The organism is Cytobacillus solani (genome assembly GCF_001420595.1).
GTDB classification, from domain to species: domain Bacteria; phylum Bacillota; class Bacilli; order Bacillales; family Cytobacillaceae; genus Cytobacillus; species Cytobacillus solani.
In genome coordinates this window covers 1,336,822-1,355,739 of the sequence record NZ_LJIX01000006.1, presented here as the reverse complement: position 1 = coordinate 1,355,739, position 18,918 = coordinate 1,336,822, and the positions used below count along the sequence as shown (strand labels likewise).

Here is an 18,918-nt window from a genome sequence, read left to right as displayed (position 1 = left end):
ATTAGGTAGATTCATTTCAAATTTCAAAGAAAATCGTAAGACCAAACAAATCATTAATGATGTATTATAACTTTATAGAAACAAATTAGTAAAAAGGAGGTATTGAATAACTCGTGAAAAAGTTCTTAATTTCAATTATTTCTCTAGGGTTGTTGGTAACTATTAACCTTACATATCCTGAAACTAGCAATAATGAAATTACCTCCCTAGAATTACCATTTGAACATTAGATTGTTAAAATTCGTGTTAAAGTCCAGCTGGCATTATCATGAATTTTTCCAGTAATTTTTTCAAAAAGAGGCTATTTTTTTACTCCCATTTTTTCTTATAAGTAGTATTAACCTGATAAATACTACTTATAAGAAACCCCTTAATAAAAATATAGACCTACATAAGAAATTATATAAGAAATTGAAAAAATATAGTAGTATAATTCTAAAAAGTCCATAAATTTACAAATGAAAGTAAAAACATTGCGATTGCTTTCTTTTTTTTGCAGTTATCCCCAAAATTACTTTATCATAACATTAAAAGGTTTAACCAATCATCTCCTTAATTACTAGAATCTTTTCAAAATAACTTTTAATCCTTTTCTATAATATTCTTTTGTTTCTTCTAATTCTTTATAGTCTTGTTCTTCATTGAATAATCACTGATTACTGTTTCTTCAGATGATTTATAACTAATTAACAGATCCTTGAATAGTTCCTCAATTTCCTTTTTTTCTTCATGTTATGCTACCGCAGCTAGACATAGAAAAGCGGTGGAGGCTCGCTTATCGGCGACAAGCATAAGGCTAACTGGATGGAAGGTTGTTCTTTAACCTCCTTGTCGGTTTGGCTTGTGACCTCGAGCCGATGGCGCCTAGAGCTATAAATAAACAAAGAAAAACCAGCCGCTAACATATAACGGCTGGTTTTTTGTGTTTTACTCTGATACAGCTGCAGCAGCAAAACGTTTTTTATGCATACCTGTGAAGAATGTAATTGTGCCTGCAATAAATAACACAATGAAAATCGCTAATATTCCTACATTATGCCACATAAAGCTGAAGTCACCGCTTGAAATTACTGCCTTAAATCCTGAAACAGTATAAGTCATTGGTAAGAATGCGCTAATTGGCTGTAAGAAATTAGGAATTAACTCAAGTGGGAACGTACCTGCACTTGTTGTTAATTGCAGGATTAAGATGATAATCGCAATGAAACGTCCAGGATCACCAAATGTGGTAACAAAGAACTGAATTAATGTAATGAATGTCAGGCTTGTAATGATGGCAAAGAAAATAAATAATGGTACACTTTGCACTTCAATTTTTAAACCTACAAACATAATCAACACAGAGATTAATGCTTGAATAATTCCAATTCCCATGAGAATGAGGAATTTACTTGTAAACCAGCTCATTCCGTTCTTTGGCACGCCTGCTGGTTCACGTAATGGAAAGACTATTGACAGTAAGAGTGCACCGACAAATAGACCAAGTGATAAGAAATATGGAGCAAATCCTGTTCCATAGTTTGGAACTTTGTTAATCTTCTCATTATCCACTTTAACAGGTCCGGCCATCATGCTGAATGTATCATCATTTGCATTTACAGATGATGCTTTATCAGCACCGTCAGCTAATTTGCTAGCTAACTCCTCTGAACCATCATATAATGTTGCATTCCCATCTGCTATTTTTCCAGCACCATCTTTAAGCTGTGCTGTTCCATCTTTAAAAGCTGCAGATCCGTCTTGTAATTGTCCAAGTCCTCCAGCTAAAACAGTAGAACCATTAGCTAATTGATCTGCACCCGCTTTCGCATCTGCGAACTTCTCGCTAAATGTATTCATTCCTGCTTGGAATTCATTTTGCCCTTTCGAAATTTCCTGTGCACCGCTCTCAAGCTTTTCGCTTCCTTTTGCAAGCTCATTTACACCTTGCTGAAGCTGTTTCTGCCCTGTATTCAGTTCACCAATTTTGGCAGCAATTTCGTTTCCGCCATTCGCAAGCTGCCCAGCCGCACCGGCAAGTTCAGCTGTTCCAGTTTTGAGTTGATTCAATGCACCCTCTAATTCTAACCGCTCGGGTGAATTTTCAGGGAGCTGGCCAATCAGTCCTTGTAGCTTTTCTTGAAGAACTGCCATGCCACCATTAACTTTTTGTGCTTCTGATTGCCACTGCTGTAAAGAGGTTGATAGGGTTTTTGCACCGGCACCAATCTGCTCTGTACCAGCAACAACAGCTGGCAATTTCTCATTAACAGCCCCTAGTCCTTCTTTTGTCTGATGAATTCCTGCAGCCATTTGCTCATGGCCTGCTTTTAATTGATCAGAGGCTGACTTTAATGTATTCTGTCCTTCTTGCAGCTGACCAAGTCCATCTGCTAAAGTTTTCGAACCAGCAACTAACTCCTTAGAGCCGTTATTGATTTTTCCTACTCCATCATTAAATTCAATTGATTTATCAGCTAATAAAGAAAGCTTATCATAAATTAGCGATGAGCCATCCTTCAGTTCGGCTGCACCATCATTTATTTTAGAAGCTCCATCACTTGCTTGCCCCATCCCATCTGCAAGTTCAGTCACTTTATCAAACATTGTTTCTGCATATGTTTCGGTTATTTTCTCAGAAATAGATGATTTAATTTTTTCAATAGCTGTTTCACCTATTTGCGAAGAAAGAAAGTTATAGCTTTCATTCGGAACATAGACAAGCTTTAACTTTTCCGGATGATCATCAAGCAAAGTTGTTGCATTAGATGAAAATTCTGATGGAATTTCAATCAGCATATAATATTTTTGATTTTTAAGATCCTTATAGCCTTCCTCTTTGTTAACAAACTTAAAATTAAAATCTCCACTTTCCTTTAATTTATCAACAAGTTCATTCCCAAGCTGAAGCTCTTTCCCTTCAAAATCAGCACCTTTATCCTGATTAACAATAGCTACTGGTAAATCAGCCAAATGATCATAAGGATCCCAAAACGCCCAAAGAAACATACCGCTGTATAATACCGGAATAAATAGAACTGCAATAATTGGAATAAGAAGCTTTTTATTCCGCAAAACAGACAGCAATTCCTTTTTGAAAAGACTTTCTCTCAATGTTGTTGCCTCCTTGTTAAACTGACTGTTTTGTTCATTTAGTCAATATATTCCAAAAAACGAGGACTATCTGTTTGATAATCCCTTAAAGATATACTGTTCAAATAACTTCGCAATTTCTTCCTTTTCTAATGGTTCATTGCGCTTTTCCCAATCGAAGATGAGAGCAACATAGAGCTTCAACATAATAAATGCTGTTACCTCAGGGTTGCATTCTTGTATTTCTCCTTTATCAATTGCAGCAACGATTTTCTCCTTCAAATAACCAAGAATGGCATCCTCTAGTTTAATCATTACCTCCATAACAGCAGGAGTCCCCATCTCTTTCTCTTCTTGGAAGAGCTTAATTGTCAGCTGATGTTTTAAGCGGAATTCCAAGATTTGATAAAGCCCGCGATGAACCTTTTCATGAAAAGAAAGTGTAGAATCCATTGCTTCATCAGCTGCCCGCTTCATTTCACTAATAAGCGAGCTAATAATTTCATCAAACAGTTCTTCTTTATTTTTAAAAAAGGTATAAATCGTTCCTTTCCCTACGTTTGCAATCTTTGCAACCTGATCCATTGTTGTGGCCTTAAATCCAAATAATGAGAAAGATTTAGTAGCCGCCTCAATAATCAGTTGCTTACGATCGATTGCCATTCCCTCACCTCTTTAAGAATGCATTAGCGCTTGCACGCTGAAGCTAGAAAATAAGAACAATTGACTAAATGAGTAATTCGGTCATTTTGTACAATATGTAATTTAACATACATCCATTATAAATGCAACAAAAAATAGTAAAAAAAGCTATCACGAATGGATAGCTTTTTGATTTTTACTATATAGGAATGATAATACTTGTTGAACAGCTTTTTCACCTTGGTCAATACAGTCAGGCATTCCTAACCCATCATAGGAACTCCCTGCAATATAAACACCTGGGAGTTCAGCTTTAAGGTGGTTTATCACTTTGTCAATGCGACCCTTATGACCAACTGTATACTGCGGCATGGAATCCTTCCATCTAGATACTACTGCAAAGTCAGGAGCCATCGTAATATTCATCGTTTTATTTAAATCATTTAAGACGATTTTCACCATTTCATTATCCGAAACATCGACTATCTCTTCATCACCTGGTCTGCCAACATAGCAGCGCAGCAGAACTTTTCCAGCTGGCGCAGAATGAGGCCATTTCTTATGTGTCCATGTACAGGCAGTAATGGTGTAATCACTGTTTCGTGAGACGACAAATCCTGTTCCTTCTATATCTTTTTCAATCGCCTCTTTAGGAAAGGCAAGAGCAACTGTAGCAACAGATGTGGAAGGCATTTCCTTAAAAGCATCAAAAAAGCGATATTGTTTAAACATAGACTGGGTGATATGATGTGGGACAGATAAGACGACACTATCTGCCGTTAGCACCTCTCCATTACTTAACTCAAGTTCATACCCGTCCAGTTTTTTTTCAATCCCTTTGACCTGAACTCCTTTTATGACAGAATTCGGCTCCAATTTCTTTTCAATCGCATCGACAAATGACTGCAGCCCCGTCTTAAAAGTTAAGAACATCCCTTTGTCTTTCTTCTCATTTGAACTTTTTGGCTGAGATGGTGATGATTTTTTCATCCCCAAAATCAAACTGCGATATTTTTGTTCCACTTGATAAAACTGAGGGAAAGTTGACATTAAGCTTAAATTGTCAATATCTCCAGCATAAATTCCCGATAGTAGCGGCTCAATTAAGTTTTCAACAACTTCATCACCTAATCTTCTCCGGAAAAACTCCCCAAGTGCTTGATCTTCCTTAGCGTTTGACCGTGGCAGAACAAAATCTGCGGCAGCACGCAATTTACCAGGAAATGAAAATAATCCTGTTGTAACAAAAGGGGCAATCTGTGTCGGAATCCCCATTATGGACCCACCAGGCATCGGATGAAGACGCTCTCTCGCTAAAACAAACGATTTCCCTGCTGTATTTCGGATTAGCTCATTTTCCATACCAACCTCTTTCGCTAAACGCGTAGCACTTTGCTTTCTGGCAAGAAATGAATCAGGACCTCTTTCGATAACAAAGCCTTTCTTAACAACCGTTTGTAATTTGCCACCTAGACGTTGTGAGGCCTCAACAAGTTTCACATCAAGGGACAATCCCTTTTCACGTGCTTCTTTTTGCAAATAAAAAGCTGTTGTTAAACCTGTAATTCCACCGCCGATAATGATAACCTTCTTCTGTTCTTCCGACACAGTTCTCCGCCTTCTTTACATTAGTTTCATTTATTGGCTAATTTGTTTTGGATGACCGTTGCAAGGGCATCAATAAATTCTGATTGATCATTAGGCATTGCTGGACGATAATATGCAGCTCCAATTTCTTCTGTAACGACTTTACATTCATAATCATTATCATACAGTACTTCTAAATGATCTGAGATAAAACCAACTGGTGTATAAACAAAGGATTTATAGCCTTCTTTTTCAAAAAGTTCTCTCGTTAAATCCTGTACATCAGGTCCAAGCCATGGTTCTGGCGTATTTCCTGCACTTTGCCAGCCTACTGCGTAGTTTTTGACTCCAGCTTGCTTTGCAAGCAAATCTGCCGTTTCCTTCAGCTGACCCGGATAAGGATCTCCTAATTGTAAAATCTTTTCTGGCAAGCTATGTGCCGAAACGATGAGGACAGCCTTTTCTCGTTCTTCAGCAGTCATACTTCCAAATGTTGATTTCACACGATCTGCCCAATATTTGATGAATTTCGGCTCATTATACCAGCTCTCCACTGAATGAATGACTGGTCCTCCAAGCTTCTCTGCTTCTTCCTTCGCCCGTCCATTATACGATTTTACGCTGAAAGTGGAAAAATGAGGGGCAAGAACAAGACTTACTGCTTCTTCAATTCCATCTTCATTCATTTGTTTAACCGCATCCTCAATAAATGGCTCAATATGCTTTAATCCAAGATACATAACAAATTCATATTCATCTTGTATTTTATTTAGATAGGATTCAAGACCTTTCGCTTGATCCATCGTTATTTTTGCAAGCGGGGAGATACCGCCGATTGCTTCATATCTTCCACGTAAGTCTTCTAGCATTTCTGGGGTAGGTTTTCTTCCGTGTCTAATATGCGTATAATAGCGCTCAATATCCTCTTCTTTATAAGGCGTTCCATACGCCATTACAAGTAATCCCATCTTCTTTCTTGTCATACTTATCCACCTCTTGTTAATCTCTAGATCTATTCTTTAATAGTTTCAAAAAAACGCAAGATATCCAACTAATCTAATCGACAAGGCCTACTTGCTTAATTTTGAAGCTGAATACTCATGTACAAATGCAGTTAAGCGCTTTAATGTTTCTGGATTAACATCAGGGAATACACCATGTCCAAGATTAAAGATATACCCCGGACGCTCCATTCCTTGATCTAAAATTTCTTTAGCTTTCGCTTCGATCACTTCCCATGGTGCAAGAAGAAGTGCTGGATCAAGATTTCCTTGGACAGCCTTTGTAATTCCTCTTTCTCTCGCTTCTTTGATTGGCAATCTCCAATCTAAGCCGACAACATCAAGCGGCAGATCATGCCATTCCATTGCAAGATGGCTCGCTCCTACCCCAAACATGATTAGAGGTACATTTTCTTCTCTTAATGCAGAGAAAATTCTGTTCATCGTTGGTTTAATAAAAATGCGATAATCTTCTACATTCAACGCGCCAACCCAAGAATCGAAAATCTGGATTGCTCTTGCGCCCGCTTTAATTTGCGCTTTCACATATGTAATGGTCATTTCACTTAGTTTGTCCATTAAAGCAAACCATGCTTTTGATTCAGCATGCATAAATGCTTTTGTTTTATTGTAATTCTTTGATGGACCGCCTTCGATCATGTAGCTTGCAAGTGTAAAAGGTGCGCCAGCAAACCCAATTAGCGGCACTTCTAATTGTTCTTGTGTAAGAAGTTTAATCGTATCAAGCACATATGGTACATCCTCTTCCGGGTTGATTTCACCGAGCTTTTCAACATCAGCAACCGAACGGATAGGATTAGAAATAACTGGGCCAATCCCAGACTTGATTTCAACTTCAACTCCAAGTGCAGGAAGTGGTGACATAATGTCTTTATATAGAATGGCCGCATCATTGTTATATTGATCAACAGGCAATTTTGTCACATATGCACAAAGCTCAGGCTGATGGGTAATTTCAAATAAAGTGTATTTCTCTTTTATTGCTCTATATTCGGGCTGGGAACGTCCTGCCTGACGCATATACCAAACAGGAACATGTTCAGTCTTTTCCCCTTTAGCCGCACGTAAAAAAGTATCATTTATCATTTTCACCATTTAAATTATCCACCTTTCAAACTGTCTGTTTTACATTTTAATATATAAGTAAGGATATTTGAAATTTTGACACCTAATCATCCATACTAACTGTATCGTTTTCAGCTATACTTGTATAGATAGCGGAGAAAAATGTCGAAATTTTGTCATAGTGTGTTAACCTTTTGGCAATGAATGTTCTACAGATAATTATCGTATAGTTCTAATAAAACAAATAAGGGGATGAATCATATGAATATTTACATGACAACCGGCACGTACAATTTCTTATATAAAATAAAAGAAAAGCATCCTGGAGAATCGATGTTTCTCATGCAAAATATCGACAATGCACTATTATTGCATGAATCGGATCAACCATCCGTATTTAAAACCCCACGTTCTTTTCAAGTGATCGAATCTAAAGGAGCTCTTGAAAATAAAGGCATTGTCGTCATGAATACGATTCCCGTAATTGAAGAAGAAAGACCTTTATTGGAATACCGTTTTAATCATTTAAAAAGCCTTTTCGAAAAACACAATGGATTTTCAGCTATTCGATTTCTTCGCCCTCTTAAATCCGATACGTACGTCATCCTTTCATTATGGCAAAATGAAAAGTCATATTTAAATTGGGAGAACTCCGCATCCTATACGACATTCAAAAAAGAAATCAGCACATCTGCCAATCCCGCTAACCTATTAATAGGTTCTGCCTATGTAACAAAATACTTCATTCCCGAGGATGAATAGAAGGATAAGAAAAGCGCAAGCGCCTTGGTCATCGCCGTACAAACTGGAAGGGCCGCGACTGAGATAAAGGAAACACGGTGAGCGAGAGTGAACCGATGTTGACTTATCGTAGGGAGGGGACCTGAAGTTTGATAGGCGATAGGCGCTGGAGCTAGACAATTCTCTAAGTACAAAATTGTACTTTCTTTTCTTTGAACAAAAAAATAAAAAACTTCCTTTTTAACCATTTATATATGATAAAAGAACATTTACAAGCAGTTTGGATTCAGCTCTTGCGGCAATAAATGGAGGAAGGGCCCTTACATTTGCTTCAACCGGGAGACCAAGCCAAATCAATTGATTATCAATGATAATAAACGGAAAAGGGAGCAACTCTGATGTTTGGTTTTCTGCCCTGAGACCATCTGCTCTCTCCTCTGCTAACAAGGTCAACATCACCCCTTTTCCTCTTCTATTTAAGATGTCAATCCATTCTTCCGACAAACTGCGACCCTTAGGCAGTGATACAGTGATGGTTTTTGCTGCCCCATCAATATCTGCCTTCACTCGTTCTAGCTTTCTTGCATGCATCCATTGGAGGCTTGGATGCTGATTTTTTATCCAAGTACCAACTTCACTTGGACCTACTGCTTTTCCTCCAGTCCGTTGATGTTCAGCAAGCTTTCGCCAAGTTTTATTTTGATACACCTGATTCCGCACAAACCCATAATCACATAAGTGAATGAACTTTCCTTTTGTCCTTGTGATTGCCACATTCAGCAGCCTGTCACTCTCTTTTCCAGTTAAAAGCATTCCTGCACGGTCCTGTGGATAGCTATCTACTGTATCAAAAATCATCATGTCACGTTCGCTTCCTTGAAAGCGATGAACCGTTGCAGCAATGATGTCTGCTTCATGAACAACAGTGCTTAATAATTCATCAAGCAGCTGTTCGAGCAGCATTGCTTGAGCGCGATAGGGTGTGACATACCCAATTGACTTCATCCCCCCGAAATAAGCTTCATGAATCAACTGAACAGATAAAAGCAAATGCCATACGTTTATTCGTGAATTAGACACTCTATCCTTCATGCAATAGCTCCCAGCCCCTGATGTATCTAATAAAATGGAAGCACTATCTTTAAAAGGCATTCTCTCAGAAATTTCTAATCTAGACTTCTGAACACTTCGATGGTCACCGACAAGCGAATGGTATATAAATCGATTAGTAAACGAAGAAATATCCGGGTGCATTCTCCTCTGCTCCTTTAAGAGAAATAAATGAGGATGCAGCTTCCCCTCCTTCACCCATTCTGACACACCAGATTGATAGAAAATATCTTCTCTCAGCCATTCACTCACGAGCGGATGCCGTGCTGCAGCAATCGGAGGAATCTGTTTAAAATCCCCGCAAATAATCGCACGCTTAGCAAGTGATACGGCAAAAGCTGCCTGTGGAACATAGGCCATACTTGCCTCATCCAAAACAACAAGATCAAATTCTTTTTCATAAATGGCTGGATCACTGGCTGCCTTTGCAAGTGTTGTGCCAACAATCTTTGCCTCTTTTAAAAACTCTAGTTCTTTTTGACGAACTTTCTCAAGGATTGCCGTTAATTTTTTTTCAATTTCAAGAAGACGATTAGAGTCACTTTTACTATAGGATTTAGATAAGTCTAGTTTAATGAACCGACGTTCTTCTAACAAAGCTTTTTTGTTTTCTGCCAAGTTTGTATGATGCTTTTCTATGAGATGGCTTGCTGTTAAAAACGGCCGATTTTGAATAGCTTCCCCTGCTTGTGATCCATATCTTAGCAGATCTCCCTCACGTAAATGCCCTTTATTTTCAACAAATAATGAAACTTCCGCCATTAATACATCAACAGCCTGATTGCTATGAGAGAGTACTAGCACCCGAGCATCCTTTACATATTTATTGGCAACCACTCTAGCAAGAGTGTAAGTCTTCCCCGTTCCTGGAGGTCCCCATACAAAAGTAACGGGATTGTACTTTGAGCGGAGAATAAGCTCGTGAACATTTGATTTAATGTTATCGGCTGGGTGTTTCGCTGGCATAGATGGATCCATCAGCTTTTTTATTCTCCCTCTTTTCCGCTTGTTTTCCTTCATATCCTCCAGACGTTGAAAAAGCTGATCCAGCAGCTCCCATGGGTCATACAGCAGATAACTTTCAGATAAAATAGGGCCTAAATTTTCTTTTACTTCAATGATGAGGTTTTTTCCTTCAGATGAAAGAATCCGCCCATCCGTGAGTTTTTTTCCCCATTCAATTCTGACAATAGAACCGACAGGCACTTTTATAGAAGAAGGCGTATCAAAAAAGTAGATATAGGCATTTTCTTTCGAAAGCAACCGCCCATTTAACATCAGGTATCTTGTACTGCCCTCTTTTTTTAAATGCTGAATCTCAGCTTTTAACGCTTTTTGCCAAGCCTTTATGTAAGTCAATGTTGTCGTCATTACTAAACTTCCTTTACTTAAATAAAATTCATTTATTTTTCGTACATATACTTGCGAGACATTGTAAGTAATCATTTCATATTATTTTCCCTTATATAGCATGCCATAAAGAGAAATCCAAATGAATACCCAAATAAAACCCATCGCAAATCCAGCTGCGACGTCTGAAGGATAATGAACTTGCATCACTACTCTGCTAATCCCCATAAGGAGAATCCATATTCCAGCAACTATTCCTATTAACCACTTTACAGCTTTTGATTCCAATCCACTAATAATAAAATAGGCAATCATCATATAAAGTATCATTCCCATCATGGCATGACCACTTGGGAAGCTAAGGCTTTTTACTGCCACCAAATGCTCCAAATCAGGACGGGGTCTTCCAGCTGCACTCTTCAGCCATTTATTGATTTCATTGCCAAAAGCCACAGCAAAAACAAATACAGCCATCGCTAAGTAATTCTTCTTTTTAATCCAAAGCCATAAAACAAAGAGCAGACTAACGATTCCAATCCCCAATCTAGAGCCTATTCGATCCATTAATGTAAAAAAGGGATAAGAAAACTCCGTAAAAATTCCCGTCATAAAATTTGTCATATTTTGATCAAAGCTTAATGGACTCCTACTTTTGACAGCTATCCAAAAGTAGATAGATAAGCCTGCCGCTATAAGTAAAAATAGATAAGTTATTTTTGATTTTCTGAATTCCATTTCCTAGCTCCTTCTTTTCACAAAAATCATCTTATTAATATTTACCAATATACCCCACATGGAACTAGATAAAAATGTTATAATAATCAAAAAATTATACTTAAGGGAGAGAAGAAGGATGAATGCATTATTTGATAAGCTAGAAGAGTATTATGAAGAAATGGTTTCGATAAGAAGACATTTGCATCAGCATCCAGAGCTATCCTTTAAAGAAGAAAAAACTGCTAAGTATATTCAAACATTCTATGAAAACCTAGAGATTGAAGTAAGAGGTCAAGTAGGTGGAAATGGTGTAGTAGCAAAAATCTATGGAAGCAAACCAGGGAAAACAATCGCTTTACGGGCAGATTTTGATGCCTTGCCGATTCAAGATGAAAAAGATGTACCTTATAAATCCCTCGTTCCTGGTGTTATGCATGCCTGCGGACATGATGGGCATACAGCTACCTTACTAGTGCTTGCAAAAGTACTCCATGAAATGCGGGAGGAACTAGAAGGAAATTATGTGATGATCCATCAGCATGCAGAAGAATATGCCCCAGGGGGAGCCATTTCCATGATTGAAGATGGATGCTTAGATGGTGTAGATGTGATTTTTGGAACCCATTTGTGGGCATCAGAACCAACTGGTACGATTCAATACCGTGTCGGACCGGTAATGGCTGCTGCTGACCGCTTTGAAATTACGATTCAGGGAAAAGGCGGACATGGGGCTCAGCCGCATCGGACAAAGGATGCAATTGTAACTGCCTCACAATTGGTCATCAATCTGCAGCATATAGTCAGCCGAAAAGTAAATCCAATCGATTCAGCTGTTGTCACTGTCGGTTCCTTTGTGGCAGACAATGCCTTTAATGTCATCGCTGACAGGGCTAAACTCATCGGTACTGTTCGTACCTTTAACGAAGAGGTTCGAGCCTATATAGAAGAAGAAATTGAGCGGGTCGTAAAAGGAACTTGCTATACAGCAGATAGTACATATGATTATTTGTATGCTAAAGGCTATCCTGCGGTCGTTAACCATATGGAAGAAACGAATTACTTAGTAAGATGTGCACAGCAAATTGATAGTGTAACGAATATCGAGGAAACAGAACCCCACATGGGCGGAGAGGATTTTGCGTATTATCTTCAGCATGTGAAGGGAACCTTTTTCTTTACTGGTGCAAAGCCGGTATATACAGATGAAAACTACCCTCATCATCACCCTAAATTTGATATTGATGAAAAAGCAATGCTCATCGCAGCTAAGACACTCGGAACAGCTGCACTTAAGTATCATTCTTAGAAAAGCGTAAGCGCCTTGATCATCGCCGTACAAACGCAGAAGGGCTCTTCCTTTCGATAAAGGAAACATGGTGAGCTTGAGCGAACCGATGTTGACTTATCGCAGGGAGGAGACCTGAAGTTTGATAGGCGATAGGACGCTTGCGCTAGACAATTCTCAAACTTCAAAGTAAAAAATTCTGAAATTCTGAAAATGCAAAACAAAACAGCTCCTAATCTCATTCAGATTTTTGGGCTGTTTTGAATGTCCTTATCCGATAGGCATTTTTCGCTACTTCACCAAGATGTTCCAATAAATTATTATTAGCGTAAGCACCAACAGCCGCACCAATGCCTGGCACAAGCTGAAGCATTTTCACAAAATCGATATAATCCCGGTATTCCTGCTGAAACTCCTGCCAATCCATTTCAATAAATCCAGCTTTTCTTTGATCCCAATTCTCAACTATTTCCATTGTTTCCCTTCTCTTTTCATCACTTGAGAAGGCAAGCTTGAACACATGCAGAATAAAAAGCCTTTCTTCATATTCACTCGTATCATAGCCATAAATAGATGCAGCTTCAAAGAGGAATTTCATTTTTATGGAAAGCAGGAGCGGGAAATCGGCTAACCCGAGAAGAATGCCTCCTGCTCCTGTTCCTGCTCCTTCAACCACTGCTGTCTTTCGATAAATGGACAGTTTTTTCATTAATAGCTCATCCATCTCAGCCAGTGTGTTTAAGGTGTAATGACTCTTTTTTGTCGTCAGATTCGAGCCGATTAGTGTGGCTTTTACCATGTTTTTTATACTCTCTGTCAACATTTGATGGACCTTGTCTGGAATCCAATTATTTACCTTTGTCTGCGCTTTTTTCGAAAGTCTATTAAGAATACTAGAACGCTTCACCATTTGGCGTTTCCAATCCTCTATCTCTCGAATGACAAGTAATTCATACTCGTTCATAGGCTTCCCTTCCTTTACATTCTGTACTATTTTATACGTTAGACAGTTGGAAAGGTTTCACTTATCTAATATACAAACATTAGAAATTAAGCTTCTTCTTAATATAGAATTGAGTAAAAAGGTAAGTAAATCCAATGCCAGCTATAAATGAGAGCAGTGCGATGATCCCCTCACCCTTTGCTAAAACAGCTAGCGATAACAACAAGGCTTGTAAATATAATATTCTTGATAAAAGACTTTTAAACGATTGTTCCTTTAATCCTTCCTTAAGCGGATACAGGTTCACCCATAATTTATTTTGGTGATGATTCCATAGCGGAAGCAGTTGAAATCCTGTTAAATACATAAATAGTAAAACGAGCAGAATTTGACCGTATCCAAATGAAATGAAATAAATACCTGCAGCCCCGATAATCGTCAAACGGACGAATAGACCAAAATAATCACCAGCACGTAAAAAGGTTCTTACGAAAAGATGGCTAAACGTATTTTTCTGTACAAATGCTAGCCTGCTAAACAGCCAATCAAGCCATGAACGTCTCTTCACACGATCGCGTAAATGCGGTACGTCTGTAAACAGGTTCGCTAATCGGTAAAAGGAAGTCATCCTTCGTTCTTCCTGTTCAATTAAATACTCCCATTTCAAGCCCTTGTCCTTCGTGTTCTTGCCGTAATAAAAATACAAAATAAACAAAAGCAAGATTTCAGGCAGCAGATACAGCAAACCTTCATTAGAAAAAAGGAAAAATAAAAAGACCGCATTTACTGCATAACGGATAAAAGTATCAAAAAGATGAACAGATTTCTCAACATAGTACTGCACCTTCCAGCGAATAAGCAGATTAATCCCCTTCATCACCAAAACCGTAAGCAAAAATGGCAAAAACGGCTGAAAATCTCCATTATTTACACGTGCATACATCGGCATAAATACAGCCATGCCCATGATAAGCAAATAAGCATGCAGGAGGAAACTGACAGCTAATGAGCGTTTAAAAAAACTTTGAAGTCTATTTTCAAGCGGCAGAAGGAAAATCCGGTCAGCTTCAATAATAAACGTATAGATTGGTGTATAGGTAAGAATAAAAGCCAGAGCAATTGCCATGATAATAGCTGCAGGAAATTGCTCAGATACCGTTGTTAACCATTCCTGATAATAAAATGCCACCGTCCCAAGCAAGAAAACCAGCACTATGACATTATGTCCGTTAAAGATATACCGTAAGTAACGGCTCAGCTCTTTAATTCTCTGATTAAACCGCTCTTTCCATAATTTCTTCTCATCAAACATAATCTTCTTCCTTTGTCAGTTGAATATAGATATCATCCAATGTCGCTTCCGGCATCGAAAATTGTTCACGTAATTCAGCCAATGTCCCTTTTGCACGCACCTTGCCTTCATGTAAAATAACAAATCTGTCACAATATCTTTCAGCTGTTGCTAATATATGGGTCGACATTAAAATACCTGCCCCATTTTCTTTCATTTTTTTCATCAAATCTAACAAGGATTGAATCCCCAGTGGATCAAGTCCGACAAAAGGCTCATCAACAATATATAATGATGGCTGTACTAAAAAAGCACACATAATCATTACCTTCTGTTTCATTCCCTTAGAAAAATGGGCAGGAAACCATTTCAGCCTTTTTTCCATACGAAATTCCTTTAATAGTCTTTCCATCCGTTCCTTATATTCAGAAGGCTTTAGCCCATAAGCCATCGCCGTTAATTCTAAATGTTCTTTAAGCGTTAGTTCATCATAAAGAATCGGTGTTTCTGGCACAAAGGTGAATTGTCTTCGATACGCCTCCTTATCTTTATGAAACGCATTCCCATTAATGGTAATTTCCCCGCTATGCGGCTCCATCAGTCCAATGACATGCTTAATAGTCGTACTCTTCCCAGCTCCATTTAAGCCGATCAAGCCGACGATTTCTTTTTCCTTTACTTCAAAAGAAACATCCTTCAACACAGGATTTCTTGTATAGCCACCCGTTACTTTCTCTATTTGCAAAAGTGCCATATCCAACGTCCTTCCCTAAATGTCTACTTCTATTGTAAGAAACGGTGCATCTCCTTGTCCAATCTGGAGGAAGAATTTATATGTTGATCAAATTTTTTTAGTTCTTTTTTAAAATAATGTATATGAAATCTGAGTCCGGGAATTCTAATCTATGAAGGGGAACAAGTCATTTGATAACCTAAAGAATTATCAAAACTTGAAATGAGGTGTCTGTCGCAGACAGCTAAATTCACTTTCATGAATCGCTTCCATACGTTTAAAATCTAAGGGGATGGTTGCATTGGGCAATGTTGCTAAATGAACCGAAGATCTAGCGTTCTGATCGCCTACCCGTTGGTGGTCTAGCATGCACTTTGAAATGAGGTGTTTGTAAAAGACAATGACCTGCTTTATACGTTGTAAAACTTATAAAGATTAGGGGATGGTCAGCTTGAACAAAGATCGAAAGTCTCTAGAAGTAAACACAATCATTCATAAATGAGGTGTTTATCAAAGGGAATAACCTGAAGTAGAAACGTCATATAAGAAGCATTCCCCTTCACGAAGGCAGGATTCCACGCGGATCCTGCCTTTTAACCTTTTTTTAGATATGATAAAATAATGGAAAATAGAACAAACAGGAGTTGTTTCGAATGAGCGATTGTATTTTTTGTAAAATAGTAAATGGAGACATCCCTTCATCCAAGGTTTTTGAAAACGAACATGTGATGGCTTTTCTCGATATTAGTCAAATAACAAAAGGTCATACATTAATTATTCCAAAAATACATAATGAAAATATTTATGATTTAAGTTTAGAAGCGGCACGGAATATTTTTGAGGTTGTCCCGCAAATAGCTAACGCAATCAAGGAACAGTTTAACCCAATTGGGATGAATGTCATTACAAATACTGGGGAACAAGCTGGACAAACTGTATTCCATTATCATATGCACCTGATTCCTAGATATGGCAGCGGGGATGGCTTTGGCGCAGTTTGGAAATCTCACCAATCCGATTATACACCTTCTGATTTGCAAGAAATTGCGGATGGGATCAAAAAACATATCTAATATTATTTAACCGCAGCTTAAAACAGGGACGATAACAAAACTTTCTTTGAACCATATGGAGCAGCAAATAAACCGTTATTTTGAAAAAAGATCGTTCAAAATGACGGTTTTCTTTGATTGTAGAGTGAACTATCTCACTATTGTAAAATTTTCATCATCCTTAATAGATACATCAATCATGGTCACTTTTTTTACAGATGCCCGTTTCAATGACTGCATGCAATGAACCAGAAAATTAATTCTTGATTCCTCCCCTTGTATTTCAGCTTCAACACTTCCATCCTCTAAATTTTTCACCCATCCAGTTAATTTCATCCTATGAGCAATACAATGGATTTCTAACCGAAATCCTACTTTTTGTACTTTTCCTGAAAAAATAACTTTTTTTCTAATGATAGTACCCGAACCAAAAGCTGGAAATTTAATACGATTTGCATGCCAAATGACATATTCTTCTCTAATTTTTTTCATAACACTCATTACTTAACGGACTCCTTTTAGTTTATTACTTAATCCTCATAACCAAAATACATCAAAAGGTTAACTCCCTCTAATAAGTAAAGCTAAATATATATTCTCGATTAATAACACTTATCCTTCCTATGAAAGCAAACTACTCGTTAACACCAAATGAAAAGCTGCCATAATGACAGCTCCTGATCTTGGACCCTGATTTAAAAATCATAATACGATTTATGATTGCTGCCATTCCTCCGACACTGAAGAGAAACATGGTCATTTCCCTGGTAGATTCCTCTGCTCTTAATTGGTATTAATAAAACCATTCCGATCATATGCTTTTAAAAGAAACCTGAGAAGGAGTGTGAAAGTTTGTTGGGAAAAGTTAAAGTTCGTTTACTGCCCATTGTAAGCAGGATAAATTTACCGACCGTTTTGAAGACAGCTATACTTCCAGGTGACTCAAAAGAAGCATTATTTATTGCAACCCAGGTAGGAGAGATTTTTTACATAAGAGACGGAAGTTTAAGGACTTTTTTAGATATTCGCCCGCGAATTATAAAACTAGGTGCTTCTGGTGGAGGCTATGATGAACGGGGATTGCTAGGGCTAGCGTTTCATCCGGAATTTTACTATAACGGTCTGTTTTATCTTCATTATTCAGTAGCTGGAACTCAAGGTCCAGGTGCTCTTCCTGAGTCTATTTCACCTAACCCATGTGATCCTAAAACTTTAAACCTAAAGTGGATAAATAGAGAAACTCAATATGATCATATTGATACTGTAGAAGAATGGATTTTACCAACGAATGGTCAACCTCAAAAACGACGGACATTACTTAACTTAAGAAGACCATTTTCTAATCATAATGGGGTCAATAGTTTAAACTTTTCACCTGAAACAGGAAAACTTGTTTTAACCACCGGGGATGGTGGATCAGGATATGATCCTTTCAACTTAAGCCAGAATGATATGGAAATCGCCGGTAAAATAATTGAGATTGATGTAAATAAGCATACATTTTTCCGGAATCCGCCCGTAGTCACACGCTTCAACGAACTTCCCGTACCTATTCAGGAAACACTTACGGTGATTGCCAAAGGAGTACGGAATATATCCGGCATTTCATTTCAAAGGTTTTATAATCAATATATCAAATATGTGGGAAATGTCGGACAGGATTTGGTAGAGTCCATTTTTTCATTCACTCAGAATAAACGAATACCGGTTACCCAGCTTGTTCAAGCATTTTTAATGAAGTCTGAAGCTGAGCTAGAAAGATTTATTAACTTTGGCTGGCGAGCGTGGGAAGGTGTTTTCCCTACTCCGATTATAAGGGGCTGCTCTGCAATTCCAACTTTGGAAGAGAAAACAATTGCTTATTATGATGAAGCAGTAAAATTTTCAGTAAGGCGTCTTCACCCTGTAACTTGTTATTTTCATGAAGATCCCCGACCCGATAAATTTGGAGGAACTGCACTCACAGGAGTGCAAGCCTACATGGGGAATAGAATCCCTGCTTTAACAGGAAGTGTTGTGTTTACCGATCTTGCCCGGAAAGAAGAATCCGGGACTCCAGCTAAAGGGGTTTTAGCTTATACTAGGATAAGAACAGATTGTAAACTAAACGACTTTAGTGTTATTGAAACCGATTATGATTTTGGGGCCAGGGCAGCTTATTATGTTAGTTTGGGAACGAATCTGAATCAGTCCACACTTTATTTAGGGGTTTATGGTTCTATGAAAGTGACAGATTTTAACCAAGGGACTATTTTTGAAATTATCCCGTGATTCAAGACACAGTTAATATATTAGAAAGGGAGCTGCT

At 38.1% G+C, this 18,918-nt stretch carries 15 protein-coding genes; 4 read left to right on the top strand and 11 right to left on the bottom strand.

Annotated elements, in window-relative coordinates:
- Positions 1-927 precede the first annotated feature (927 nt).
- From AN957_RS08485 to hemE, 5 genes are all read right to left on the bottom strand, one after another.
- Complete coding sequence (locus AN957_RS08485; protein ID WP_056683438.1) at positions 928-3,093, bottom strand: YhgE/Pip domain-containing protein; 2,166 nt, start codon at positions 3,091-3,093, stop codon at positions 928-930.
- A gap of 66 nt (positions 3,094-3,159) precedes the next feature.
- A complete protein-coding gene (locus AN957_RS08480) occupies positions 3,160-3,735 on the bottom strand; it encodes a TetR/AcrR family transcriptional regulator (RefSeq protein WP_053475175.1) in 576 nt (191 codons plus the stop codon).
- Positions 3,736-3,885: 150 nt separating this feature from the next.
- Positions 3,886-5,322 carry a protoporphyrinogen oxidase gene (gene hemY / locus AN957_RS08475; RefSeq protein WP_056683435.1) on the bottom strand — a complete coding sequence of 479 codons (1,437 nt, stop codon included), beginning with the start codon at positions 5,320-5,322 and terminating at the stop codon, positions 3,886-3,888.
- 26 nt (positions 5,323-5,348) lie between these two features.
- The gene (hemH, locus tag AN957_RS08470; RefSeq protein WP_056683432.1) at positions 5,349-6,284 is read right to left on the bottom strand and encodes a ferrochelatase; all 936 of its coding nucleotides are present in this window, start codon (positions 6,282-6,284) and stop codon (positions 5,349-5,351) included.
- Positions 6,285-6,371: 87 nt separating this feature from the next.
- Positions 6,372-7,418: a uroporphyrinogen decarboxylase gene (hemE, locus tag AN957_RS08465; protein ID WP_053475172.1), complete on the bottom strand. Its 1,047-nt coding sequence runs from the start codon at positions 7,416-7,418 to the stop codon at positions 6,372-6,374.
- Between the two features lie 231 nt (positions 7,419-7,649).
- Between hemE and AN957_RS08460 the strand changes: the two genes are divergently transcribed.
- A complete protein-coding gene (locus AN957_RS08460) occupies positions 7,650-8,150 on the top strand; it encodes an antibiotic biosynthesis monooxygenase family protein (RefSeq protein ID WP_053475171.1) in 501 nt (166 codons plus the stop codon).
- A gap of 219 nt (positions 8,151-8,369) precedes the next feature.
- Here the strand turns inward: AN957_RS08460 and AN957_RS08455 are convergent, their stop codons facing one another.
- Both AN957_RS08455 and AN957_RS08450 read right to left on the bottom strand, forming a co-directional pair.
- The gene (locus tag AN957_RS08455; protein ID WP_056683429.1) at positions 8,370-10,610 is read right to left on the bottom strand and encodes an AAA domain-containing protein; all 2,241 of its coding nucleotides are present in this window, start codon (positions 10,608-10,610) and stop codon (positions 8,370-8,372) included.
- Positions 10,611-10,691: 81 nt separating this feature from the next.
- The gene (locus AN957_RS08450; protein ID WP_056683426.1) at positions 10,692-11,324 is read right to left on the bottom strand and encodes a phosphatase PAP2 family protein; all 633 of its coding nucleotides are present in this window, start codon (positions 11,322-11,324) and stop codon (positions 10,692-10,694) included.
- A gap of 118 nt (positions 11,325-11,442) precedes the next feature.
- On the opposite strand from AN957_RS08450, the gene AN957_RS08445 reads away from it, so the two are divergent.
- Positions 11,443-12,612, top strand: a complete 1,170-nt coding sequence (locus AN957_RS08445; RefSeq protein ID WP_053475168.1) for a M20 family metallopeptidase — start codon at positions 11,443-11,445, stop codon at positions 12,610-12,612.
- 217 nt (positions 12,613-12,829) lie between these two features.
- On the opposite strand, the gene AN957_RS08440 is transcribed toward AN957_RS08445, so the two are convergent.
- From AN957_RS08440 to AN957_RS08430, 3 genes are all read right to left on the bottom strand, one after another.
- Positions 12,830-13,555, bottom strand: a complete 726-nt coding sequence (locus AN957_RS08440) for an EcsC family protein (RefSeq protein ID WP_053475167.1) — start codon at positions 13,553-13,555, stop codon at positions 12,830-12,832.
- Between the two features lie 79 nt (positions 13,556-13,634).
- The gene (locus AN957_RS08435) at positions 13,635-14,846 is read right to left on the bottom strand and encodes an ABC transporter permease (RefSeq protein WP_053475166.1); all 1,212 of its coding nucleotides are present in this window, start codon (positions 14,844-14,846) and stop codon (positions 13,635-13,637) included.
- Positions 14,839-15,579, bottom strand: coding sequence for an ABC transporter ATP-binding protein (locus AN957_RS08430; RefSeq protein WP_053475165.1), 741 nt, complete (start codon positions 15,577-15,579; stop codon positions 14,839-14,841). Before AN957_RS08430 ends, AN957_RS08435 begins: the two co-directional genes overlap by 8 nt.
- Before the next feature lie 632 nt (positions 15,580-16,211).
- Here AN957_RS08430 and AN957_RS08425 point away from each other — a divergent pair.
- Positions 16,212-16,631 (top strand): HIT family protein, encoded by a 420-nt coding sequence (locus AN957_RS08425; RefSeq protein ID WP_053475164.1) that lies wholly within the window; start codon positions 16,212-16,214, stop codon positions 16,629-16,631.
- A 129-nt stretch (positions 16,632-16,760) separates the two neighbouring features.
- Here the strand turns inward: AN957_RS08425 and AN957_RS08420 are convergent, their stop codons facing one another.
- On the bottom strand, positions 16,761-17,111 hold the full coding sequence (locus AN957_RS08420; protein ID WP_056683423.1) for an acylphosphatase: 351 nt from the start codon (positions 17,109-17,111) through the stop codon (positions 16,761-16,763).
- A gap of 354 nt (positions 17,112-17,465) precedes the next feature.
- Here AN957_RS08420 and AN957_RS08415 point away from each other — a divergent pair, with 354 nt between their 5' ends.
- The gene (locus AN957_RS08415; RefSeq protein WP_056687113.1) at positions 17,466-18,881 is read left to right on the top strand and encodes a PQQ-dependent sugar dehydrogenase; all 1,416 of its coding nucleotides are present in this window, start codon (positions 17,466-17,468) and stop codon (positions 18,879-18,881) included.
- Positions 18,882-18,918 lie beyond the last annotated feature (37 nt).

Coding starts and splice junctions, on each gene's coding strand:
- AN957_RS08480 (WP_053475175.1), bottom strand. CDS start 3,735: ATGGCAATCGATCGTAAGCAACTGATTATTGAGGCGGCTACTAAATCT.
- hemH (WP_056683432.1), bottom strand. CDS start 6,284: ATGACAAGAAAGAAGATGGGATTACTTGTAATGGCGTATGGAACGCCT.
- hemE (WP_053475172.1), bottom strand. CDS start 7,418: ATGGTGAAAATGATAAATGATACTTTTTTACGTGCGGCTAAAGGGGAA.
- AN957_RS08460 (WP_053475171.1), top strand. CDS start 7,650: ATGAATATTTACATGACAACCGGCACGTACAATTTCTTATATAAAATA.
- AN957_RS08455 (WP_056683429.1), bottom strand. CDS start 10,610: ATGACGACAACATTGACTTACATAAAGGCTTGGCAAAAAGCGTTAAAA.
- AN957_RS08450 (WP_056683426.1), bottom strand. CDS start 11,324: ATGGAATTCAGAAAATCAAAAATAACTTATCTATTTTTACTTATAGCG.
- AN957_RS08445 (WP_053475168.1), top strand. CDS start 11,443: ATGAATGCATTATTTGATAAGCTAGAAGAGTATTATGAAGAAATGGTT.
- AN957_RS08440 (WP_053475167.1), bottom strand. CDS start 13,555: ATGAACGAGTATGAATTACTTGTCATTCGAGAGATAGAGGATTGGAAA.
- AN957_RS08435 (WP_053475166.1), bottom strand. CDS start 14,846: ATGTTTGATGAGAAGAAATTATGGAAAGAGCGGTTTAATCAGAGAATT.
- AN957_RS08430 (WP_053475165.1), bottom strand. CDS start 15,579: ATGGCACTTTTGCAAATAGAGAAAGTAACGGGTGGCTATACAAGAAAT.
- AN957_RS08425 (WP_053475164.1), top strand. CDS start 16,212: ATGAGCGATTGTATTTTTTGTAAAATAGTAAATGGAGACATCCCTTCA.
- AN957_RS08420 (WP_056683423.1), bottom strand. CDS start 17,111: ATGAGTGTTATGAAAAAAATTAGAGAAGAATATGTCATTTGGCATGCA.